This window comes from Bacillus sp. N5-665 (assembly GCF_022637375.2).
Lineage (GTDB): Bacteria > Bacillota > Bacilli > Bacillales > Bacillaceae_G > Bacillus_A > Bacillus_A wiedmannii.
On record NZ_CP093325.1, the window covers coordinates 5342872 to 5367500 of the forward strand.

The 24629-nt window shown below is 37.7% G+C and carries 17 protein-coding genes, 9 tRNA genes, 2 rRNA genes, 1 pseudogene and 1 riboswitch (1 of these 30 running past the window's edge); of the genes and pseudogenes, 4 read left to right on the top strand and 25 right to left on the bottom strand.

Annotation, left to right across the window (positions count from 1 at the left end):
• Positions 1–38: 38 nt before the first annotated feature.
• The 4 genes from MNO09_RS29925 to MNO09_RS29940 all read right to left on the bottom strand — a co-directional run bounded on the left by MNO09_RS29925 (position 39) and on the right by MNO09_RS29940 (position 4679).
• On the bottom strand, positions 39–1757 hold the full coding sequence (locus tag MNO09_RS29925; protein ID WP_241950205.1) for a DUF3981 domain-containing protein: 1719 nt from the start codon (positions 1755–1757) through the stop codon (positions 39–41).
• 78 nt (positions 1758–1835) lie between these two features.
• Entirely contained in the window at positions 1836–2369 is a 534-nt protein-coding gene (locus MNO09_RS29930) for an MFS transporter (protein WP_000222364.1), read from the bottom strand.
• Positions 2366–3802, bottom strand: a complete 1437-nt coding sequence (locus MNO09_RS29935) for an FAD-binding oxidoreductase (RefSeq protein WP_000746270.1) — start codon at positions 3800–3802, stop codon at positions 2366–2368. Before MNO09_RS29935 ends, MNO09_RS29930 begins: the two co-directional genes overlap by 4 nt.
• 112 nt (positions 3803–3914) lie before the next feature.
• Complete coding sequence (locus tag MNO09_RS29940; RefSeq protein WP_000750885.1) at positions 3915–4679, bottom strand: DUF6612 family protein; 765 nt, start codon at positions 4677–4679, stop codon at positions 3915–3917.
• 145 nt (positions 4680–4824) lie between these two features.
• Here MNO09_RS29940 and MNO09_RS29945 point away from each other — a divergent pair, with 145 nt between their 5' ends.
• From MNO09_RS29945 to MNO09_RS29960, 4 genes are all read left to right on the top strand, one after another.
• On the top strand, positions 4825–5733 hold the full coding sequence (locus MNO09_RS29945; RefSeq protein ID WP_000643894.1) for an NAD(P)-dependent alcohol dehydrogenase: 909 nt from the start codon (positions 4825–4827) through the stop codon (positions 5731–5733).
• 81 nt (positions 5734–5814) lie between these two features.
• Positions 5815–5929, top strand: a riboswitch (SAM riboswitch).
• Positions 5930–6014: 85 nt separating this feature from the next.
• A complete protein-coding gene (locus tag MNO09_RS29950; RefSeq protein WP_000756983.1) occupies positions 6015–6827 on the top strand; it encodes a MetQ/NlpA family ABC transporter substrate-binding protein in 813 nt (270 codons plus the stop codon).
• A 12-nt stretch (positions 6828–6839) separates the two neighbouring features.
• Positions 6840–7880, top strand: coding sequence for a methionine ABC transporter ATP-binding protein (locus MNO09_RS29955; protein ID WP_000571344.1), 1041 nt, complete (start codon positions 6840–6842; stop codon positions 7878–7880).
• The gene (locus MNO09_RS29960; RefSeq protein ID WP_000527134.1) at positions 7855–8523 is read left to right on the top strand and encodes a methionine ABC transporter permease; all 669 of its coding nucleotides are present in this window, start codon (positions 7855–7857) and stop codon (positions 8521–8523) included. The genes MNO09_RS29955 and MNO09_RS29960 overlap by 26 nt, the downstream gene beginning before the upstream one ends.
• Positions 8524–8626: 103 nt before the next feature.
• Here the strand turns inward: MNO09_RS29960 and MNO09_RS29965 are convergent, their stop codons facing one another.
• The 21 genes and pseudogenes from MNO09_RS29965 to MNO09_RS30065 all read right to left on the bottom strand — a co-directional run.
• Positions 8627–10246 carry an S-layer homology domain-containing protein gene (locus MNO09_RS29965; protein ID WP_000028730.1) on the bottom strand — a complete coding sequence of 540 codons (1620 nt, stop codon included), beginning with the start codon at positions 10244–10246 and terminating at the stop codon, positions 8627–8629.
• 385 nt (positions 10247–10631) lie between these two features.
• A complete protein-coding gene (locus MNO09_RS29970; protein ID WP_000138388.1) occupies positions 10632–11198 on the bottom strand; it encodes a DUF4256 domain-containing protein in 567 nt (188 codons plus the stop codon).
• A gap of 151 nt (positions 11199–11349) precedes the next feature.
• A pseudogene (locus tag MNO09_RS29975) lies at positions 11350–13320 on the bottom strand (S9 family peptidase).
• A 285-nt stretch (positions 13321–13605) separates the two neighbouring features.
• Positions 13606–15408: a glutamine--fructose-6-phosphate transaminase (isomerizing) gene (gene glmS / locus MNO09_RS29980; protein ID WP_000334152.1), complete on the bottom strand. Its 1803-nt coding sequence runs from the start codon at positions 15406–15408 to the stop codon at positions 13606–13608.
• A gap of 12 nt (positions 15409–15420) precedes the next feature.
• Positions 15421–15606, bottom strand: coding sequence for a hypothetical protein (locus MNO09_RS29985; RefSeq protein ID WP_001208183.1), 186 nt, complete (start codon positions 15604–15606; stop codon positions 15421–15423).
• A 286-nt stretch (positions 15607–15892) separates the two neighbouring features.
• Entirely contained in the window at positions 15893–17239 is a 1347-nt protein-coding gene (gene glmM, locus MNO09_RS29990; RefSeq protein WP_000521480.1) for a phosphoglucosamine mutase, read from the bottom strand.
• The gene (locus MNO09_RS29995) at positions 17232–18707 is read right to left on the bottom strand and encodes a CdaR family protein (RefSeq protein ID WP_000359562.1); all 1476 of its coding nucleotides are present in this window, start codon (positions 18705–18707) and stop codon (positions 17232–17234) included. Before MNO09_RS29995 ends, glmM begins: the two co-directional genes overlap by 8 nt.
• The gene (cdaA, locus tag MNO09_RS30000) at positions 18700–19521 is read right to left on the bottom strand and encodes a diadenylate cyclase CdaA (protein WP_001115707.1); all 822 of its coding nucleotides are present in this window, start codon (positions 19519–19521) and stop codon (positions 18700–18702) included. The genes MNO09_RS29995 and cdaA overlap by 8 nt, the downstream gene beginning before the upstream one ends.
• A 249-nt stretch (positions 19522–19770) precedes the next feature.
• Positions 19771–20664 (bottom strand): arginase, encoded by an 894-nt coding sequence (gene rocF, locus MNO09_RS30005; protein ID WP_000711562.1) that lies wholly within the window; start codon positions 20662–20664, stop codon positions 19771–19773.
• A 209-nt stretch (positions 20665–20873) separates the two neighbouring features.
• Positions 20874–22019 carry a glycerate kinase gene (locus tag MNO09_RS30010; RefSeq protein WP_000869597.1) on the bottom strand — a complete coding sequence of 382 codons (1146 nt, stop codon included), beginning with the start codon at positions 22017–22019 and terminating at the stop codon, positions 20874–20876.
• A 115-nt stretch (positions 22020–22134) separates the two neighbouring features.
• Positions 22135–22207: transfer RNA gene (locus MNO09_RS30015), tRNA-Ala, on the bottom strand.
• Between the two features lie 10 nt (positions 22208–22217).
• A tRNA-Gly gene (locus MNO09_RS30020) sits at positions 22218–22289 on the bottom strand.
• 5 nt (positions 22290–22294) lie between these two features.
• A tRNA-Lys gene (locus tag MNO09_RS30025) sits at positions 22295–22370 on the bottom strand.
• Between the two features lie 5 nt (positions 22371–22375).
• Positions 22376–22450: transfer RNA gene (locus tag MNO09_RS30030), tRNA-Gln, on the bottom strand.
• A 65-nt stretch (positions 22451–22515) separates the two neighbouring features.
• A tRNA-Tyr gene (locus tag MNO09_RS30035) sits at positions 22516–22599 on the bottom strand.
• Positions 22600–22616: 17 nt separating this feature from the next.
• Positions 22617–22692: transfer RNA gene (locus tag MNO09_RS30040), tRNA-Val, on the bottom strand.
• Positions 22693–22697: 5 nt separating this feature from the next.
• A tRNA-Glu gene (locus MNO09_RS30045) sits at positions 22698–22772 on the bottom strand.
• A gap of 22 nt (positions 22773–22794) precedes the next feature.
• A tRNA-Thr gene (locus tag MNO09_RS30050) sits at positions 22795–22867 on the bottom strand.
• Between the two features lie 4 nt (positions 22868–22871).
• Positions 22872–22946 (bottom strand) — tRNA-Asn (locus tag MNO09_RS30055).
• 9 nt (positions 22947–22955) lie between these two features.
• Positions 22956–23071 (bottom strand): 5S ribosomal RNA (gene rrf, locus MNO09_RS30060).
• 50 nt (positions 23072–23121) lie between these two features.
• Positions 23122–24629, bottom strand: a 23S ribosomal RNA gene (locus tag MNO09_RS30065) (it continues 1414 nt past the right edge of the window).

Below are 24629 nucleotides of genomic sequence, written 5' to 3' on the forward strand. Positions count from 1 at the left end.
TTTCATACAGTAAAAAAAGCGATAGAATTTCTATCGCTTTACTTTTTCAAATTGCTATTTGTAAATTTAGATACGGAAGACATCGCCTCTCCTGTATCTAAATATGTGATTTGAATTGGATCTCCCACTTCTGTAAACATAGCATATGGGAATTTCTTCACCGGTATCATAAATACTTTTTGTTCATTCTCTAACAGTACATACACAATTGTATTTTCACCTGATTTTTCTTTATATACACGTTGTACAACGCCTTCTTTTTGTGCTTCTTTACCATTTGAAGTCGGTCTAAATGAATCTCCACTTCCACTCAGCGCATTTTTATAATTCTCAAGCGCTTCTTTTTGCGTCGAACCTGTTGCAAATATTTTCGCATTAGAAGCATAGATAACTGTATGAGCACGTACTAATCCCCCGTCATCAATAACAGGTACAATCCAAGAAAGTTTACCATACACGTTATAAATAACCGGCATCGTTCCATGCCATTTCTCTCTCTTAAAGGAATTATCCACTACTTCCGAAGCAGCTGAACCATCCATAATTCCCTTCACTTCTTTTCCGTTATAGTAATACAACTTACCTGTACGCGCATCGATAAGCGAGTAACCTAACGCAGAATCTACTCCCTCTTTCGGGGAGGTGAAATCAGTAAAGTAATATAACGTTCCATCCTTACCGAATATTGGTGTAACTCCTTCTTTCGTTCCCCACTCAGTCGGAATCTTCATATCCGTTTGCGAGAATTTCGTATTCCAAAATCCGTGAATATATTTACCGAAGTACGTATTTAATGTAGATGCGGTCTCGTGATTTAATACACCATCAACAAATTTAGGCGCTTTTCCTTTATCATATCTTTTCACTTCACCTGTTTGTGCATCTACTACTACAACGCCCTCTACCTCAAATCCAGATCTTCCTGAAATAAATTCACCATACGTCATTGTATAATACGGTTTCCCTTTATCATCCACTTCAAATTTAGGTTTCCCTTTAAAGATTAGATTTGGTTCGGCTTGCCTTACAACACGCTCTAAATTATTCCCGAAGAACATGCTTGGCACATATTTCATTTTATAACCAAGGTGCAGTTTCGCTTCCGCATCAGGATTCGTACCTGACATCGTTACGTACCCTGGAATTGTTTCAGCTTTACGTGCTTTAAAAAAGCCTGAAACTTCAATCGGTGCTACATATAAAGCCTCACCATTTACCATTTGTGGCGTTAATTCCCCTAGCTCAAAATAAGCTACTTTCGGAATATCCCCAAATACTTTTTTCATTTTATTCTCCGCTGTCTTTGGCGGCACTGTAAACGGTTGATCATTTTCAGTAAACGGCTCTGAAATATCTTTCTCGATCTTCACAACAGAATCATATTTTTTTTGCGTGATTACTATATCATGTAAATAACCAAAATAGCCGTAACTTGCGAGTAAAACAAACATTAGAAGTCCTTTTAACGTACCTTCTAATTTCCCTATTTGATTTTGTGAAAATAAAACAAGCCCAATTAAAACTGCTACTGCAACGGCATAATGAGTAAGAATCGAATCTGCTCGATCATCGATTAGCCAAAGATATTCATAGATTGCAATACCTATCCAAAATAATACAGGAATAACTAAAATGGATGATTTCTTACCCTTTACAACCTTCTCATCCCCTTTCTTATCCACTGCTCGAAGTTTACTACCGCTTCTTGTCCATGGAATCAAAAACAAAGTGAGAATAGCTAAAATTAAAAATTTCATCAAAGGCAATGTCCCCTTTTCTTTTATTTTCCCTTTTAGTATAACAAATAAAGGGTATTCAGGTAAAAATGGGGATGATTATATTTTTTTACTACTTAATACAATCCCACTCACTACATATAAGATAGATGCAATATAAAAAATGGTGCCAATCGTAAAGAAATCTACTAAATATCCCGTTGCAATAATTGCTACCGCTCCTCCAATCGATGTCCACACATGATATTTCCCAATCTCATAACCAGCATTTTCTTGCACAACCTTTCGTGCTAACGACGTCTTCTCGGTATTACGCTGCACAGCACCTAAAACTCCCATTACAATTTGAAGAATATAAACATGCCATACTTCCGTGGCAATCGGGAAACAAAGCATTAATATTGCCATGGACCAAGCATATATAATTAATAATTTTTGATCGCCTACTCGATCAGACATCTTTCCTACTAATGGATATACAAGTGCTGAAGTTAAAGCAAATAAGCCATACGCCCAGCCAAACTGCGAGAAGCTATTCCCAACATTCCGAAGCAATAGAATGTAAAAAGGAAATACCATACTTCCCGCCATCATAATTATGCTTTGTGACGCTACAAATCTTCTATATGTCATTTCGTATACTCCCTATAAAATAAATTCACAAATCTCTCTTTTGGATCCGCTTCTTTTTTCTTCTGAAGAAATTCTTCTATACGAGGATATGCCCTCTTTAACTGCTCCTTCGTTGGATACGAATAGTACGGTAAATAATAACTACCATTATGTTTTAAAGTAACATCAATCATTTTCTGAATGACATCTTCTGTTTTCTTTATTTCACCCTCTGAGCGTCCTTGATTAATTAAAAGAACTAGCGCAAACATATCATCTTTCGCATAGGATAAAACTGCATTTTCATTCTTTTCCACATAACGAATCGTAATATTGAGCAAATTAAACTCTTCTTCATTTAATACTTTACGTAAATCATCTATGTATTCCGTGAAGAAATCTACAGGCACAAAGTATTCTTGTAACACTTCTGTTCTATTCGGATTTTCATATTCCATAAAGGCACTATCTGACCTCATAACATTATTTCGTGTCTCATACGTTCCATCTGTACGTTCAAAATAATTTCTTTGTATATCCCAAAATGTATTCTTTCCCCAATCGCTATAACGGGATAATCCGAGTAAAAATTTCGGTGCAGCTATAATATTTTCTTCTTTTAATTCACTGTACTCTTCCCTCATATTTTGATTTTTCGCCAATGTATAATCTGTCACATACATCTCTTTTAAAAATGAATTGGGGGCAACAGAAATACGGGCTAAGTGCATACGAACATTTTCATCTCTTTTCACTTTATCTTTGAAATAAGATGTGTATTCTTTATAATCTATCATTCTCGTATGCATTTCATATAATTCATCATCAGTTAACTTTAATGTCACATCTAAAATGACACCAAATAACCCGTAACCACCTATGACATATGGAAATAGCTCTGCATTTTCTTCTCTACTTACATTACGTACCGTACCATCTGCCATTAACAATCTGAATGACTCTACTGTATCAATCAATGCTTCATGACGAATATCACGCCCATGTACATTTACACTTAATGAACCACCAACAGTAAAAATATTTTGAGATTGCATCACTTGAACCGCAAGACCATATGGATTGATTTTTTTTTGAATGTCATTCCATGTGACACCGCTTTGCACCCTAATCCTCTTCTTCTCCATATCGAATTCTAATATTTTATTATATCCTTTCATATCAAGCATCGTGCCGTTTGGATAATACGTCTGTCCTCCTTGGCTATGTTGCATACCTGCAATGGAAATTTTCTCTCCAGAAGTATTTGCATCTTTCACTACCTGTTTTAATGAATGTTCATCCTCAGCATTTTCAACACGTTTAATTTTCGTTGGAAGCAACTTTCCTACATCGCTCATAATAGGATGATCTAGTTGCTCTTTATATGTATTTATAGATGTCGCAAGCAACACTGTATAAGCTACAATGACCGCCGCTATCTTTCTTTTTTTCAAATGACACTCTCCTCTTCTACAGTTTTCCCTCTTCATATTGTACCTATTTTCCTATAAAGAAAGTATACAAAAAAGAGGGCACCTTATTTTAGGTCCCCCCTCATCAAAACTGTTACTTTGCTGCCGGCAATTGTATTGGATCAAACTTTTCGTACGACGTATATTTTGCGTTCGTAATAATGTGTGCTTTATCCTTGCCGTTACTACTCATAATCATGTCTATCTTTGCTGATTCATATTTAAAATCTTTTGTAATAATATATTCTGCATCCACTTCTTCTATCTTCGCATTTTGTGCTTGTAACATTTTCTTCTGTGTTTCATCCATGCTAGTTAACATACTTTCTGTTTCTTGCCCTTTTAATGTAAATTTCAGTTTATATTTATCTCCGCTTTTCTCCATCTTCATTTTATCTAAAACTACTTCCGGTACTTCTAACTTATCTATAATATCTTGAGTCGCTTTCATTCCACCAGCGTTTAATTGCTCCTCTGGTACAGTTATAACTTCTCCTGTATTAGGGTTTTTCACCTCACCAGCAACTTTACCATCCACAGTATACACTACAACATCTGTACCGGAAATATTCATTTCAGAACGAGAATTCTTTGTCTTTGGCTCTAATTGCATCTTAGCCTTTAATATATCCATCTCTGTTCCCTCAGCTTTTACCCCTACACCATATGTCATCGTTACATGCTCTTCATTTTTAAAAGCTTCGTTCGTTTTCTTGAAAACATCCTTCGCGGCTAATTCCTTTTCTTTTTGAACTGATTCTTTTTTCGGCTCATCCGTCTTTGCTGTTTTTTCATTACTACACCCTACCCCTAGACTGATTGCAAGCACTAAACTTGAAATAAAAATAGTTTTTTTCATAATGTCGCCCCCTTTCCCAAAATAATATCACCTCTTTTCCTACGAAATCTATATAATTTTTAATCTTTATTCGCTATATAGCGACATGTTTGATGAAGGTTTTAAATATGATGTAAATAACAACAACTCATTTCAGGAGGTCATTATGAAGGCGATCATTTGCACACAGTATGGACCACCTAACGTTCTTCAACTTCAAAATATAGAGAAACCTACACCTAAAAAGAACGAAGTATTAATTAAAATTCATGCAACAAGTGTAACGACTGGAGATTGTAGAATACGCGGCTTTAATAGCCCCCTCTTATTTTGGATTCCTATGCGGATCATATTAGGTTTCAGAAAACCGAGAAAACCTGTACTCGGCGTAGAGTTATCCGGTGAAATCGAAGAAGTAGGAACAGATGTAACTCAATTTAAAAAAGGTGATCCAATTTTTGCATTAACAGAACTAAACCTCGGTGGTTACGCCGAGTACACATGCGTACATGAAAGTGGATTAATAACATTAAAACCTACCAATGTGACGTATGAAGAAGCGGCCATTATTCCTTTTGGTGGAACTTCAGCATTGCATTTCCTGAGAAAGGGCCGTATAAAAAAAGGGCAACAAGTGCTCATATATGGTGCCTCCGGATCAGTAGGAACAGCTGCTGTACAACTTGCTAAATATTTCGGTACGACCGTTACGGCTGTTTGTAGTAATTCAAATTTTGAACTCGTCCAATCTTTAGGAGCTGATAAAGTAATTGATTATACGAAAGAAGATTTTACTAAGCGGCGCGAGCGCTACGATATTATATTTGATGCAGTTGGGAAGTATAAAAAATCCCTTTGTACAAATACATTAACATCCAATGGAAAATATGTATCTGTCAATGGAATGATGGCAAAGGTAAGTAAAGAGGATATGATTCTACTAAAAGAACTAACTGAAACAGAACATTTAAAACCTGTTATTGATAGAACCTACCGATTAGAAGAAATTGCTGAAGCTCATATATATGTGGAAAAGGGACATAAGAAAGGGAATGTTTCTATTACCTTAAAATAAAATATATTCAGAAAATAACATTGACAATTCTTTTTGTAAGATTTACTATTAGTACCATATTAAAAAAACTACATACACATACTCTTATCAAGAGTGGCGGAGGGACTGGCCCGATGATGCCCGGCAACCGAGCTTATGATGTATAAGCTAAGGTGCTAATTCCTGCAAAACGAGTTTTCGTTTTGGAAGATAAGAGAGGAACCTATTTTGTCTATTCGGCACCTCTCTTATTTTTGAGAGGTGCTTTTTATTTTGGAACATATATGGAGGGGGAACTATAGATGAAAAAAGTATTATTGAGCATTGTAAGTGGAGCAGTATTATTATTAGGCGCATGTAGCGGGGGTTCAGATAAAGAAATAAAAGCGTTAGATGAGAAAAAGATTACTGTCGGTGTAACCGGCGGGCCGCATGAACAAATTTTTGAAAAGGTAAAAGAAGTTGCCGCAAAAGACGGTCTCGAAATTGATGTAAAAGTATTTAATGATTATGTAGCACCAAACGTATCCCTAGATGAAAAAAGCCTCGATGTAAATAGCTATCAAACGAAATCATATTTAGACGTATTTAAAGCTGAACGTAATATGAAATTAACTGAAGTATTTTCAACAGTAACATTCCCTATGGGTGTATATTCGAAAAGCTTAAAAGATGTAAAGGATTTAAAAGAGGGCGACGCAATTGCTGTACCAAATGATCCAACGAATGAACTTCGAGCTTTAAAACTATTTGAAAAAGCCGGTGTTTTAAAAGTGGATCCAAAGGCTACAGAAAAAGCGACTGCGAAAGATGTAATTGAAAATCCAAAAAACTTAAAGATTGTTGAATTAGAGGCATCTCAATTACCGACACAACTAAGTGAAGTAAAAGCAGCTGCGATTAATACAAACTTTGCATTAGGTGCAAAATTAAGCCCTGCGAAAGATTCTATCTTCCGTGAAGGAAAAGATTCACCATATATGAACTGGGTCGTTGTTCGTACTGAAAATAAAGATGATGCTGTTGTAAATAAATTAAAGAAAGCTTATCAATCTAAAGAAGTGAAAGAATTTATCGAGAAAAAATTTGATGGTTCTGTTTTACCGTCTTGGTAGGAGCTGACGATAATGATTGAATTAAAAAATGTATCCAAAGTATTCACAACAAAAAAAGGGAATGTGGAAGCTCTTAAACCTACCTCCCTTCAAGTAAAAAAGGGCGAAGTATTTGGAATCATTGGATATAGTGGCGCTGGTAAAAGTACATTAATTCGATGTGTAAATTTATTAGAAAAGCCAACGACAGGAAATATTATTGTAAACAACCAAGATTTAACAACTTTATCAGCAAAAAAACTCGCAAAAGCGCGACAAAAAATCGGAATGATCTTTCAAGGATTCAATTTACTTAAAACCGTGACAGTTTATGAAAATATCGCATTACCTTTACGCCTCGCTGGCATTCCAAAAGTGGAAATTGAAAAAAGGGTAGAAAAATACTTACGTATTGTCGATCTTTTCAATCGAAAAGATGCCTATCCGAGTGAACTTTCTGGTGGCCAAAAGCAGCGTGTTGCCATTGCACGCGCACTATCACATGAACCTGAAGTGTTATTAAGCGACGAAGCAACAAGCGCTTTAGATCCGGAAACAACCGATTCTATCCTTGACTTATTATTAAAAATCAATGAAGAAATCGGGATCACAATTTTATTAATTACACATGAAATGAATGTCATCCAGCGTATATGTGACCGAGTTGCTGTTATGGAACATGGAGCAGTAATCGAAAGTGGGACTGTGAAAGATATTTTCACCAACCCACAACATATAACAACGAAGAAATTCGTAAATAGTGCATTTGCAGCTAGAATTCCAGAAGAGGTACAAAAAGAACTACAAAGAACCGGAGAAATCGTAACACTTTCATTTATAGGAACTTCTTCTGGCGAACCAGCGTTAGCTATTGCTACAAAACGTTTTCAAGTGTATCCAAATATTTTATCCGGTAATATTACACAGCTAAAACATGAAGCATATGGGAAACTGGTTATTCATATGCAGGGTGAGAAAAATGAAGTAAACCGTGCTTTATCATTTTTACAAGAACAAGGGATCATCGTAGAAGGAGGTAGAACAGATTATGGGAAACAAGTCCTTTTTGGATGAATGGGGTAAAGTCATATGGGAAGCAACCATTCAAACATTTCAAATGACATCTATTTCACTATTCATCTCTATCCTTATTGCATTACCACTTGGCGTCACACTTGTTTTAACGAGACCTGGTGGGCAGCACGAAAATAAAATCATTTATCCGATTCTTAATACAATTATTAATATCATTCGCTCTCTTCCATTTATCATTCTATTATTCTTCATTTTACCTTTTACAAAGTTTCTAATGGGAACATCCATTGGCGTGCAAGGGGTTATCGTACCACTTGTCGTATTCACAGCTCCTTATATTGCACGATTAATGGAGACAGCATTATTAGAAGTGGATCGTGGTGTTATTGAAGCTTACCAAGCGATGGGCATTTCTACTATAAAAATCATCTGGCACGTTATGGTGAAAGAAGCTCGTCCCTCCCTTGTACTCGGCTTGACAATTGCAACAATTGGCTTAATCGGTGCAACAGCAATGGCTGGACTTGTAGGTGCTGGCGGTCTTGGTGATTTAGCATATCGATTCGGACATTTACGCTACGAACCTGAAATAATGTATGCAACAGTCTTTATTTTAATTATCCTCGTTCAAGGGCTACAGTCTTTAGGAAATGGTGTTGCAAGAAGATTGAAGAAAGATTAAAAAAGAAGGTATCTCACCGAAATGAGATACCTTCTTTTTTATCTTTTAAATCCACCTTCAAAATGAATAACTTGTCCAGTAATCCATTCTGCTTCTTAACGACTTAATTTTTATCCTTCTTATATACCATGTAACTAGGTTCATTATAAACCCACTCACCTGTACCAATTCTTAACCAGCCACTCTTCTCTTCATATACTGTAGCTTTTTCACCTTTGCTGGCTTTTCTAACAACAGAGTAGCTAGCACCCGCTCCGCTACGAACATTTACCCCAATTCCATTAATTTCAACTGTACCAATTCCTTTTTGAACACTACCAGTTTCAATTACTTGAAGCATGTTTAAAATGAATGCTGCTGTTTCACCACGAGTCGTCGTTCCTTTAGGCACATACAGATTATCTCCCATACCTTTTACAATACCCAAACCGTATAATCTTTGTACTGCTTCTTTATAGATAATTTGATCTTTATCTGCAAATGGTAAGTTTGCCAATGGTCCATTTATTTTTTTATACTGTAAAGCTTTATTTACAATAACTGCAGCTTCTTCTCTTGTAATAGGTGTGTTAGGGTCAAAATTACCGTCTCCTCTACCAGAAATGATGCCTGCACTTGCAGTACGTTTAATACCATCTCGTAAAGTTGGATTTACATCATTTAAATCTTTAAACGTTGCATCTCCAGCTGGAAGACTTAGAGAATTAGAGATTAATTGAGCAAACTCAGCTCTTGTTACAGATCTATTAGGCGCAAAAATACCGTTTCCTTCTCCGACCATAATACCTCTTCTATTCAAATCACGAATAGCTGGCTCATACCAACCTCCTGTTATATCGTCTGTTGGTTGATAAAATTTATTATAATACCCTTCAACACCATTTACGAATGGAACCCATTGTCCACTGTTAATCATAATAGCAGGGCAGATTTTACCACTCCATTTTTGATGTTTTACAATATTATTTAATGGTACACCTGTTTCTTTCATTAAATAAGCTGCAAGTTTCTTAGCGTTATCTACTGCCTTATTATAGTCACCATCACTGTTAACTGCAATTTCAATTGCAATAGATTCTCTATTACCTGGTCCATCACCGTCTCCTGCGTGCCATCCGTTTTCGTTTAATGGTAAGTGTTGATAAATCTCTTTATCATCTACTGTAAAGTGCCATGATGCAGCTCGATCTGTTTGTCCTACTGCTTGGTTATATAAGTATTGAGCGTGGTTTTTAGCTCCTGCTCCTACACTTTTATTGTCAGTCTCGTGAATTGTAATATACTTTGGAACCATATGGTTTTGAGGACGAATATTCTCGTTACCAGTTGGGACAATCCATTCAGTGAATGGGACGCCATTTATAGTACTAGAAACTTTAGGAGCTGAAAAAGAAAGACTACGTTTTGTTCTATTTGAATTGTTAGGAACCGTTAATGTACCTGTTTCTTCATACATACCTTCTGAACCTTGAAGACTGTCCACTTTCTTATTATCGACAGTACCTCCACCACGTCCGTCTACTCCTTCAAAACTCTCTTCAATACTTTTTAAAGCCTGTTCATCTGATACCTGAAGTTGATCTGTTCCACCTTGTTCCAGAGCACTTATAGATTGATAGTTATTTACTGATTGTTGTTCCTCTGCGAACGATACCATAGATGAAGATAATACCGTTAGTCCTGCTGTTAATGCTACTACCTTTTTATGAAATGTAATACTCATGTTTAATTTGATATATCTTGCTATTTTAGATATATCTTCCTCCTTTAATAGACTTATAAAAATTCGCGAAAAGAACCTCCAAAATACCCTTTTGAATGTTGAAAACAATACTTAACATTTTACTCGATATCCCGTTTGTTTTCTATGAAATCTCTAAATTCTTTAAAAATCCTGACAACAAATAAAAAAGAACTCCTATTTTTAGAAATCCTTTTTTTCTACACCTCTGGGTATAAGTTTACTAATATGCTAGATATTAATTAATTTTACATAGTATTATAGTTCTTACATAGGTTAAACCAATATGAATAACTCTAAGTAACAATTATAGAAAAGAGCATGTTTTAAAAAGATTAATTAAAACATACTCTTACTTTTTTCAAATTTAGACCTTTAGCGAACCACGAAATCCTCTAGCAGCATAATAGGAATCTGCTCCATTGTGGTACACGAAAACGTGTCCGAAGCGATAATCGCAAAATAGAGCACCGCCAAGTTCTCGAATGTCTGAAGGTGTTTGTACCCAGCTTGATGATTTCATGTCAAAATCCCCAAACTGTTGCAACTCTCGATATTGTTCTTCCGTTAATAATTCAATGCCCATAGCAGTTGCCACATCAATAACGTTATTTTCTGGTTTATGTTTTTTTCTTGCCTCTAACGCTTCAAGATCATAACAAAGACTTCTGCGGCCTTTAGGACTCTCCTTTGAACAATCATAGAAAGTATACTCGTCCTTCTCTTCATCATAACCAACAACATCCGGCTCACCGCCAGTTACTTCCATTTCATGAATTGACCACAACTTTTCAGTATTAGTAGCCAGTTTTGCTTCAATCTTAGCCCATTCAAGACCTTCATGGCGGTTCACGTTTTTCTCAAAACGAGCTTGTAATACTTTTAATAGTTCTTCACGTTGTTCTACAGATAACTCATTTTTATTCTCTGTCATATTAGTCCTCCGAATTACGTTTCCTTATAATCATTTAAATCTTTTCAATAATAGTTTGCATACAGTTTACAACAAATTATATAATTTGTTGTATCTCTTTTTCAACAATCTAATCCGATTGCACAACGAAAAATCCCTGTGTGGATATCCATTATATAGTACGAAAATCTTTCATACTTTCACCAAGAATATAGTGTGAAAACCACATCAAATTCTGTTTCATAATAGCTACATTCATTCCTGGCTGATTAGGACTATATGCCATTCCTTTAAGTATAATTAACTCTGTATCGACTTCCATGTCTCTTAACCCTTCATATAGCTCATATGCATTTGTAGTTGGAATTCTTACATCCTTTTCCCCATGTTGAATTAAGGTAGGCGTACAGGCTGATTTAATATATGTCATTGGTGAAGTTTTCTTATATATCTCTGGATCATTCCATGGAGCATCTCCTAAATACATCCTAATAAAGTAAGGGATATCTGTATTTACATAATGGGTACTCCAGTTTGTAATTCCACCTCCAACTGAAATAGCTTTAAATCTACTACTAAATGTAGAACAGAAAGCTGATATATATCCTCCGTTACTCCATCCCATAACTCCTACTCTATCTTTATCTACAATCCCTTTTTCAACTAGTTCATCCACTCCAGATATAATATCATCATAATCAGCAATTCCTTGTTTTCTATAGTTTGCTTTTAAAAATTCATTACCATAACCAGAACTTCCTCTATAGTTTGGCTCTAAAACGATAAAGCCTTTTTCGATAAACTGTTCAATCGGATATTTTTCATTAAAACAGTCTGAAAATATCGGAAAGGATGCCCAAGATGGACCACCATGGATTACTACTAATAAAGGATATTTTTTATTTACGTCAAACTCTACTGGGGTTGATAAAACACCTTCTATTTCAAGACCATCACTACTTTTCCATGAGATGATTTCTCTGTTACTTTTAAGCCTTCCTTCGAAAAAGCTATTTTCATTCGTTACTTTTTTATCATCCAAATAGATTTCAAAGGTTTCATTTGTTATAGTTATAGCCTTAGTATATGTTATATGATTGCCATCCCTTGTTATAGAGGCATCCATTATAAACCCATCTACTGTTTCGCTTAACATTTCCACAGTGCCATCCTCACATAACAAGCCAATACGGTAATTCGTTTTATCCTGCCATCTAATTAAAATTCCTTTAGCTGTCCACTGTAATGGCATAACCGTACTATCAAAATTTGTTAAAGGTTGAATTACCTCTCTAGTATTCATATCATATATCTCTAATGTATTATCTTGTATATGATTTCTATAGTAATCCTTCTCTCTTATGCTTGCTGAGTAACATATTTTATCGCCCTCAGGAGAAAAGCAGACGCTCGCTCCTAACAACTTATCTATATTCATCTTTTGTAGTTCCCCAGCTTCAACATCTAATATGTATAGATCACCATTCATATAATCGTTTAAACTTGGTGTAGCCATACATACAACCTTTTTCCTATCATTTGAAATATCAAAGTTATGTATATAAAAATCCTTACCGTCCGTTAGTTGATAAACACCGCTAACCTTCCGTTCCTGTTTATCGTTTTGTTTCACTTTTTCTATTTCAATTTAGTATAAACAATTATTCTGATGTTCCTTACCTACATGATGGAAATCTCCATATCGTTCCTTACGTTTCTTTATCTCCTCACATTCTTTTGACTGTGCAATATAATAAAAACCTTTACCAGTAGGCTCCCATTTGAATGTATTAACTCCTTCCTTCTCATCCGTAATTTGAACCTCACTACAACCGTCTATTAACTTAACAAAGATCTGATTTTTATTAGCTCCGTCACCGCCTGGACTAAGGTATGCAATGCTCTTAGAATCTGGAGACCATACTGGATGTGTACTATCTATATCCCCATCTGTTAGTGGGTAACTCTGCCCTTTATCTTTCTCATATATCCATACATGATTTCTATACGTATTGTCTTCCCAGTTAGCTGTCTTCTTTACAAATGCTACGTTTTTTCCATCATCACTTATATTTGCACTTGATACGGCCGGTAATGAAATAATCTCTTCTATACTTAAATATGTTTTTGCTTTCACTTTCATATAATAAGCCCCCTTGTAATGTCCATGAATCTATCGTCTCTTCTCTTCATAATAAAGAAAATTGTTCACTGATACTTAAAATAGTAACGGAAAATTCAGATAAATAAAAGTGGTTCTATTCCAAATCCGATAAAGTAAAATTTTAATTAGTAGGATTCTATCCACTTAGCAATTTTAGATGTTCTTTTTCGGCACAAAAATACCCCTTTAGATAACATATCTAAAGGGGTACAAATTCGTAAATTTATTTCAAATCCACACTATATTTATTAACCTACCAATCTCCTACTCAACAGTAACAGACTTAGCTAAGTTACGTGGCTTATCAACGTCACATTCGCGGTGAAGTGCCGCGTAGTATGAGATAAGTTGGAATGGAATAACTGCTACTAGCGGTGCTAGTGCTTCGTGTACAGCTGGTAATACGAAGCTGTCACCTTCCATTTCTAAGCCTTTCATTGAGATGATACATGGGTTAGCTCCGCGTGCTACTACTTCTTTCACGTTACCACGAATTCCAAGGTTTACGTGCTCTTGTGTAGCAAGTGCGATAACTGGTGTACCATTTTCGATTAAGGCGATTGTACCGTGTTTTAATTCTCCTCCAGCAAATCCTTCTGCTTGGATGTAAGAGATTTCTTTTAGCTTTAACGCACCTTCTAATCCTACGTAGAAGTCTACGCTACGTCCGATGAAGAAACAGTTACGAGTTGTTGCTAAAAATTGTTTTGCTAATGCGTCCATTTCTTCTTTTTGATCACAAAGTTCTACCATTGCATTTGCTACAATTCCTAATTCGTGTGTTAAATCGAAATCAAGAACTTCGCCTTTTGCTTTAGCAATGTCCGCAGCTAAAATTGAAAGTACTGCAAGTTGTGCTGTGTAAGCTTTCGTTGATGCAACTGCGATTTCTGGTCCCGCGTATAACGGAAGTGTGTAATCAGCTTCACGAGAAAGCGTAGAACCAGGTACGTTTGTAATCGTTAATGCTTTATGACCCATTTCATTTGTTTGCACAAGTACTGCACGGCTATCAGCTGTTTCACCACTTTGTGAAATGTAAATGAAGAATGGTCTTTCTGTTAATAATGGCATGTTATAAGAGAATTCACTTGCTACATGCACTTCAACTGGCATTTTTGCAAACTTCTCGATAAATTGTTTTCCAACAAGACCTGCATGATAACTTGTTCCACATGCAATGATGTAAATACGATCGCTATCTAAAATCGCATTGCGGATGTCTGCATTCAGTTCAATCTCGCCATTTTCATCTTGATACTTTTGAATTATATTACGGATTACAAGTGGTTGCTCATCGATTTCTTTAAGCATGAAATGAGGGTATGTTCCTTTTTCAATATCACTTGCGTCTAATTCCGCTGTAAACGGTGCACGTTCAATCGTTTCACCTTGTAAGTTTTTAATTGTAATACTTTCTTTCGTTACGATTACAATTTCTTTATCCATTAACTCAATAAATTGATCTGTAACTTGTAACATCGCCATAGCGTCGCTCGCCACAACATTAAAGTTGTCACCAACACCTACTAATAGCGGGCTTTTGTTTTTAGCAACATAAATCATGTTTGGATTTTCAGCATCAAGTAATCCGATCGCATAAGAGCCATGTAAAAGAGATAGCGTATTACGGAACGCTTCTTCTACACTTAATCCTGTGCTCACTTGTTGTTCCATAAGCTGTACGATAATCTCTGTATCCGTTTCACTTACGAACGTTACATCTTGTAAATATTCTTTTTTCACTAATTCATAGTTTTCAATTACACCGTTATGAACTAGTGTAAAGCGTTTTGATGTACTTTGATGCGGATGCGCGTTTACTTTGCTTGGAACACCATGTGTAGCCCAGCGTGTGTGACCGATTCCCACGCTTGCTGCTACGTTCTCATCTACGATTTCGCGAAGTTTTGCAATACGACCTTTTTCTTTGTATACAACAACACCGTTCTCTGCTTGTACTGCAATACCTGCTGAATCATATCCACGATATTCTAGCTTTTCTAAACCTTTTAATAAAATTTCCTTTGCATCTTGCTCTCCAATAAATCCTACGATTCCACACATGTTTAGTCGCCGTTACAAATGCTTACATTGCTCTGCGAACATGTAACGACATAGTCCGATACCATTTTTATTTATACTAAAAAACGGATTACATATTGCTAGCCCTGTAAGCTTGTAACGGCTTTCACCTTCCTCTCGATTGGGTTTAAGTCCGTATATACTTATACAGCTAGTTTGTATCCGTTCCTTTTCTCTCATCACACTTTCACCTTTGTCCACTAAGTCACCTTAATGATTTAAGTAAAAGCTTGCGGTTGTGATGAACAACCGAGAGTCATCCGCCGAAATCTCGATAAACTCCACCTCGTCAACTACACTACTTGTAGTTCTGGCGCTTCTATAATTTACAATATTTCCTTTGAGAAAAAGAACAAGACCATCTTATAACAAACATAGATAAACCGTCAATGAAATTTTTTTCATCGTCTATAAAACATATGAAAAAGGAGCACTTCTTGTGCTCCCTTTTCATAAATTTATTGAATTATTCAGCGCCAACTTCAGCTTTCACAACTTCTACAATACGATGTACATATGCGTCACAAACTTCTTGTGTTGGTGCTTCTGCCATTACACGAATAAGTGGCTCTGTTCCAGATGGACGAACAAGAATGCGGCCATCACCGTTCATTTCTTCCTCTACAACACGAATAATATCTTTAATTTTTTCATTTTCTAATGCTAGTTTTTTATCTGTTACACGAACGTTTACTAGTAATTGTGGGAATTTTGTCATCTCACCTGCAAGCTCAGATAATGGTTTTTTCGTCATTTTCATGATGTTCACCAATTGAAGTGCACTTAACATTCCATCACCAGTTGTAATGTAATCAAGTAAGATAATATGACCCGATTGTTCTCCACCTAAGTTGTAACCACCACGCTTCATCTCTTCCATTACGTAACGGTCACCAACTGCTGTTTTATCACTTGTGATATTGTTAGCTTCAAGTGCTTTGTAGAAACCTAAGTTACTCATAACAGTTGAAACGACTGTATTATGCTTTAATTGACCAGTTTCTTTCATGTACTTCGCACAAATAAACATAATTTGATCGCCATCAACGATGTTTCCTTTTTCATCTACAGCGATTAAACGGTCACCATCACCATCAAAGGCAAGACCAATATCAGCGCCTTTATCTTTTACTAATTTAGCTAATACTTCTGGATGCGTAGAACCTACTCCATCGTTAATGTTCATGCCGTTTGGTGAAGTTCCCATTGTTGAAATATCAGCCTCTAAATCCGCAAATAAGTATGGAGCTAAAGAAGACGTAGCACCATGCGCACAATCTAAAGCGATATGTAAACCAGAGAAATCTTCCTCTACAGTTTGTTTAATATATTGTAAATATTTTTGTCCGCCTTCAAAATAATCACTCACTTGTCCAAGGTTCGTACCTGTTGGACGTGGTAACTCATCAACATCTTTGTCTAATAAAGCTTCGATTTCTGCTTCTTGCTCATCTGTTAATTTAAAACCGTCTGAACCGAAGAACTTGATTCCGTTATCCTGTACTGGATTATGAGATGCAGAAATCATAACACCTGCTTGTGCATCTAACGCTTTTGTTAAATAAGCAACACCTGGTGTAGAAATAACACCAAGGCGCATTACTTCTGCTCCAGTTGATAATAGACCTGCTACTAAAGCTCCTTCTAACATATGTCCTGATATACGTGTATCACGGCCGATAATTACTTTTGGACGATCTGTATCTTTTGTTAATACATAACCACCAAAACGTCCAATTTTGAACGCTAATTCAGGTGTTAACTCCTGGTTCGCAACCCCACGTACTCCATCTGTACCAAAATATTTACCCATTATGATTCGCTCCTTTTTCTGGCTCTTTTTGATTATCTACTGTTGGCTCTTGACTAGTTTCTTGTTCTTTATTTTGTTCCTGTTCCTTTTCCGGGTCAGGCTTAGGCTTATGTTCAGGTTCAGGATTTTTTGGTTTTTCAGTTTGATTATCTTGGTTATTATTTGAATCTGGTTTTTCACCGTTACCCTGTACTTCTTTATCTGGATTTTCTTTCTTCACAATTGTGACTTTGGCATTTTTTTGCTTTGGCTCTATTGAAATATTACCAGGACCGCTCACTTGAATAGAAACATCCTTCGTCCCCGGAGATACATTTTGCAGATTAATGGCTGCTGTTATTTGAGCAGCTGTTATTTTATCTACTATACTTGTTTCTCCTGAAATATCAACGCTTATCTTCCCATCTTGCGGCGAAAGTAGCTGGGCCGTAACATCTTTAGAAAGTCCATTTTTTTGAATTGATATACCATCAATCGTTCTTGTTTTCGTTTGTTTTGTTTTTTGCACTCCTACCGAAACCTTCACTTGATTCGGTTTTGCACTTGTTACACCCTTTGGCAATAAAACAGAGGTATCGAATGTTGTAGACTCTGTCAATTGACTAAGATCTACTTCGACCCCCTCTATCGATTGTATATTATCCAATATATCTTTTGGACCTGCTATCGTTACTTCTCTCGGCTCAATGCTAATATTTGTAACGGCCAATCCTTCTGGTAAACTCCCCTTTTTCGTATACGTTACAGGAACAGTTTTTTCAGTATTATTGGCCGTAGCTTGCGTCGCCACATTCAATGTTACACTAATTTTAGATGGACTCGTTCTTACATTTAAACGTTTTCCTTCTCTATTGTATAATGTAACTTCGGCTGTTTTTGTAACAGTTTTATTAACACCTTTTAAATCAATATACGCCTTAGCAGATGAAATACTTTCAATTTCTTCTTTCGTCCCAACTACCTCAACAGTATCAGGTTTAATGTTTGATTTTTCAAGAGTTGAACCCGCTGGCATTTGATCCTCATTTGATAATTTTAAGTCTACATGAACGTATTTTCTCGCTTTTTCATGTAGAGTAATTTTAATTGTTGATGGCTGAACTGTTCCTTTCACATCATCTGGAAGCCCGTTCGTTTTCAAAGAAACTTCATAAGTTCCTTTTTCGCTATCTCTCAAATCAACTGGTATATCAAATTGTTTTTTTGCTTTTGCTGTAGCAACTGCTGCTTTTGGGCCCTCTAACTTCACCTTAACGCCCTCTGACGGAATACCACTTACAATATATTTCTCTTCATCATACTTAAGGTTAATGGCATAATTAGTTAAGGTTTCTTTCGCATCATTTGCGAAAGGTATTATCCCCGATGTCGTATTTTTTTCAGTTAAAGTCGCTGACATAAAAAGCATACACGCCAATAGTAATGAGATCCCTTTTAAAAACCAATGATTCTCCATTAACTTATCCATGACGCTTTCTCCTCCAATTCCATAAAGACGAAGAAGTCGTTTTTTCGCTCGCACTAAATTCAGCTAACAACATATCTTTCAATTGTTCTGTCTTCAAATCACGATGCAACTTACCATTTTTCGTTAAAGAAATTTGACCTGTTTCTTCCGACACAACTACTGTGATACTATCAGTAACTTCACTAACTCCCATTGCAGCGCGATGCCTAGTTCCTAACTCCTTAGAAATAAACGGACTTTCCGATAACGGAAGATAACACGCTGCTGCTTTAATGGTACTTCCTTGCATAATAACCGCTCCATCGTGAAGAGGTGTATTAGGAATGAAAATATTAATAAGTAATTCCGATGATACGTGTGCATTTAGCGGAATACCCGTTTCCACATAATCACCCATACCGGTCTCTTTTGACAAAGTAATTAATGCACCAATTCTACGTTTCCCCATATATTCCGTTGCTTTCGCTATCGCTGTTGCAACGATTTCAGGTTCATCATCCTCATGAGTTCCAACACGCGAAAATAAACTCCCGCGTCCTAGCTGCTCAAGTGCTCTTCGCAATTCTGGCTGGAAAATAATAATAACGGCTAAAAATCCCCACGTTAATACTTGCTCAGTTAGCCAATAAAGCGTATGCAATTCAAGGAAAATACTGATCATCCGAACGACAATAATAACTGTAATCCCTTTTAAAAGTTGAACAGCTTTCGTCCCTCGGATTATGAGAATTAGCTTATATATAATAAACCATACAACGGCAATATCTAATACCGTACTAAGATATTTCAAAATGGTCGTATCTTCAAAAGGCATGCTAACCCTTCCTCCTACTTACGAGCAATTCTATCCATATATTGAAATATTGTTTTATGCTCTATCTGTATGTATTTCCAACAACTAGTTAATTATACCATACATGAAACAAACGACAATTACAAACAACCCTCCTTTAGTCTAAATTGGTAAGATGTCAAACATTATTATCGTACAGTATAATATAAATCATTATTATACGCTTATTTTCAAATAAAAAAAGCAACTTCTCAGTTGCTTTTCTTACATTTATTTTAGTTTTTCACCGAATAAAGAACCCATTAAAGCAACTGCTGTTGTTGCCGTTCTGTTTCGCTCATCTAAAATCGTATTTACTTCAACAAACTCAGCAGATGTAACAATATCAGCTTCCGCTAACATTTCCATTGCTAAATGGCTTTCACGATAAGATAGGCCACCAATTACAGGCGTGCCAACTCCTGGTGCATCATGAGGATCAAGACCATCTAAATCTAATGATAAATGTACACCATCAGTATGAGATAAATAAGCGATTGTTTCTTCCATAACAGCCGTCATACCCATACGATCAATCTCGTGCATCGAGAATACTTTAATACCTTCATTGCGAATAAAGTCTTTTTCTCCTTCATCTAATGCACGTGCACCGATAATTACAACATTCTCTTTTTTCACCTTTGGATATGCCCCGTATAAATCTACAAGCGTTTGATGTCCATACCCTAGACTTGCTGCAAGTGACATGCCATGAATATTTCCAGATGGTGAAGTTTCTTCTGTATTTAAGTCACCATGTGCATCGTACCAAATAACACCTAAATTTTTATAATGTTTCGCAACACCAGCTAATGTACCAATTGCGATACTATGGTCACCACCTAATACAAGTGGAAAACGTCCCTCTTCTATAATATGATCCACCTTACTTGCTAATTCGTTACATACAGTTGCAACTTGTGTAAGGTTTCTTAAGTTTGTATTTACATCTACTTCTTTTTCTCTCTCTATACGTATATCTCCTATATCTTTAACGTCATATCCAATTTCTTCAATTCTTTCAATTACGCCTGCATAACGGATTGCACTCGGCCCCATATCTACCCCGCGACGCATCTGTCCTAAATCCATTGGAACTCCAATAACTGAGATTTCTTTTTTCATAGATAGTATCCCCCTTTTATGCCTTCACTAAATATTTTAAATCTTTTATATAGTCTGACTCAACTCAACATTTTTCTGTATGGATATACAAATTATTCACTTGTATTCGCCTTAAAAACCCAATTTCAAGACTATTCTATGTATAAAGTTAACTTAATGAAACAACTACCATCATTATTATTAAATAATAATAAAAAACACTCCTACATTTAGAAGTGTTTTTCTGATGCTATTTTCCATACTGCGGCAATATTCTTTGCTGTCATTTCGATATTCTCTTCCGCTACTTTATATGCCTCTTCTAATGTCATAGGACTCGCTGTAATACTAAATACTGCATCGATTCCTTTTTCATGAACAGCTGGATAATTCGGAGATACAGATCCTCCAATAGCAATGACAGGAATACGAAAATGCTTTGCACGCTCCGCAACACCTACAGGGGCCTTTCCATATGCTGTTTGTTCATCTATTCTCCCTTCGCCAGTTATAATTAAATCTGCACCTTCTATATGCTTATCAAAATTTGTATAGTCTAATACAATTTCAATTCCTCTCCGCAAGTTTCCCTTTAACACTGCAATAACAGCTGCTCCCATTCCTCCTGCGGCTCCTGCGCCAGGTATTTTAGATACGTCGCAAGATAAGTATTGTTTAAGGATATTCGCATAATGCTTTAAATTCTCATCCAACTCTTTCACCATCTCTGCATTCGCACCCTTTTGCCTCCCAAATACGAAAGATGCTCCCCTTATTCCAACTAACGGATTATCTACATCACATGCTGCTTCTATCTTTATATGCAGTAAGCGTGAATCCATGCATGAAAAATCAATAGCGACAATCGAATGTAATGTTCCTCCAGATGGCTCTATTACTTCCCCTTTTCCATTTATAAACCTGACCCCTAAAGCTGACAGCATACCTGCTCCACCATCATTTGTAGCACTTCCGCCAAGTCCTAAAATAATGTGCTCAGCTCCTTCGTCTAGCGCATGTAGTATAAGCTCTCCGGTTCCTTTAGTCGTTGTAATAAGTGGGTTTCGCTTTTTAACCGGAACGTGTTGTAATCCTGATGCTGCTGCCATTTCAATAAACGCTGTCTTTTTATCTTTAGACATACCGTAAAAGGCTTGTATACGTTCTCTAAGCGGCCCTGTCACATGAAGAGGTATCATTCTTCCATCAGTAGCATCCACAAGTGAATCAACCGTTCCTTCACCTCCATCTCCAATTGGTATTTTTACGTACTCTGCTTTAGGAAAAATTGCTCCAAATCCTCTTTCAATAGCTTCACATACTTTTATAGCTTTTAAGCTTTCTTTATATGAATCAGATGCAATAACAACTTTCACAATTATCCCCATCCTTTATTTTCGCGTTTTCTCCATTTTAAATGACAAATATGAAAGTTGTCTTTTTAAATACAAAAAAAGCTTACATCATATGATATAAGCTTTTTTATTTAGATGGAGCCTAGCGGGATCGAACCGCTGACCTCCTGCGTGCAAGGCAGGCGCTCTCCCAGCTGAGCTAAGGCCCCTTAGTAATAAAGCGGAAGACGGGATTCGAACCCGCGACCCCAACCTTGGCAAGGTTGTATTCTACCACTGAACTACTTCCGCGAAAATGGTGAGCCATGAAGGATTCGAACCTTCGACCCTCTGATTAAAAGTCAGATGCTCTACCAACTGAGCTAATGGCTCGTAAATGGCTGGGCTAGCTGGATTCGAACCAGCGCATGACGGAGTCAAAGTCCGTTGCCTTACCGCTTGGCTATAGCCCATTAATATTTACTAGTATGGTTATCTTTTCAAAAAAATAAACCCTCTCAGGTTATTTTAAAGAAAATGGTGGAGGGGGGCAGATTCGAACTGCCGAACCCGAAGGAGCGGATTTACAGTCCGCCGCGTTTAGCCACTTCGCTACCCCTCCGACATTTAAAATATATATGGTGGAGGATGACGGGATCGAACCGCCGACCCCCTGCTTGTAAGGCAGGTGCTCTCCCAGCTGAGCTAATCCTCCAAAAGTGGTGACCCGTACGGGATTCGAACCCGTGTTACCGCCGTGAAAGGGCGGTGTCTTAACCACTTGACCAACGGGCCAAAAATTTCAAAACTCTTCCCAAGCTTCCAACCGGGCTTGAACCGGTGACCTCTTCCTTACCATGGAAGTGCTCTACCAGCTGAGCTATGGAAGCATAATGGCTCCGCAGGTAGGACTCGAACCTACGACCGATCGGTTAACAGCCGATAGCTCTACCACTGAGCTACTGCGGAATAATATAAGCCTGGCAACGTCCTACTCTCACAGGGACAAGGTCCCAACTACCATCGGCGCTAGAGAGCTTAACTTCCGTGTTCGGTATGGGAACGGGTGTGACCTCTCTGCCATCATTACCAGACTATTGAAGGTATATTCCTTCAAAACTAGATAACATTTGCTACATATTATATGGTTAAGTCCTCGATCTATTAGTATTCGTCAGCTCCACATGTCACCATGCTTCCACCTCGAACCTATCAACCTGATCATCTTTCAGGGATCTTACTAGCTTACGCTATGGGAAATCTCATCTTGAGGGGGGCTTCATGCTTAGATGCTTTCAGCACTTATCCCTTCCGCACATAGCTACCCAGCTATGCCCTTGGCAGAACAACTGGTACACCAGCGGTGCGTCCATCCCGGTCCTCTCGTACTAAGGACAGCTCCTCTCAAATTTCCTACGCCCACGACGGATAGGGACCGAACTGTCTCACGACGTTCTGAACCCAGCTCGCGTACCGCTTTAATGGGCGAACAGCCCAACCCTTGGGACCGACTACAGCCCCAGGATGCGATGAGCCGACATCGAGGTGCCAAACCTCCCCGTCGATGTGGACTCTTGGGGGAGATAAGCCTGTTATCCCCGGGGTAGCTTTTATCCGTTGAGCGATGGCCCTTCCATGCGGAACCACCGGATCACTAAGCCCGACTTTCGTCCCTGCTCGACTTGTAGGTCTCGCAGTCAAGCTCCCTTATGCCTTTGCACTCTACGAATGATTTCCAACCATTCTGAGGGAACCTTTGGGCGCCTCCGTTACACTTTAGGAGGCGACCGCCCCAGTCAAACTGCCCACCTGACACTGTCTCCCGGGTCGATAAGACCCGTAGGTTAGAATTTCAATACATTCAGGGCGGTATCCCACCAGCGCCTCCACCGAAGCTAGCGCTCCGGTTTCAATGGCTCCCGCCTATCCTGTACAAAATGTACCAAAATTCAATATCAGGCTACAGTAAAGCTCCACGGGGTCTTTCCGTCCTGTCGCGGGTAACCTGCATCTTCACAGGTACTATAATTTCACCGAGTCTCTGGTTGAGACAGTGCCCAAATCGTTACACCTTTCGTGCGGGTCGGAACTTACCCGACAAGGAATTTCGCTACCTTAGGACCGTTATAGTTACGGCCGCCGTTTACTGGGGCTTCAGTTCAGAGCTTCGCTTACGCTAACCCCTCTCCTTAACCTTCCAGCACCGGGCAGGTGTCAGCCCCTATACTTCGCCTTACGGCTTCGCAGAGACCTGTGTTTTTGCTAAACAGTCGCTTGGGCCTATTCACTGCGGCTTTCCGTTAAGAAAGCACCCCTTCTCCCGAAGTTACGGGGTCATTTTGCCGAGTTCCTTAACCAGAGTTCTCTCGCACACCTTAGGATTCTCTCCTCGCCTACCTGTGTCGGTTTGCGGTACAGGCACCTTTTATCTCGCTAGAAGCTTTTCTTGGCAGCGGGGAATCAAAGACTTCGCTCCATAAGGAGCTTCCCCATCACAGCTCAGCCTTCACGATAAGCGGATTTGCCTACTTATCAGCCTAACTGCTTGGACGTGCACAACCAATCGCACGCTTCTTCTATCCTTCTGCGTCCCTCCATTGCTCAAACGATAAAGAGGTGGTACAGGAATATCAACCTGTTGTCCATCGCCTA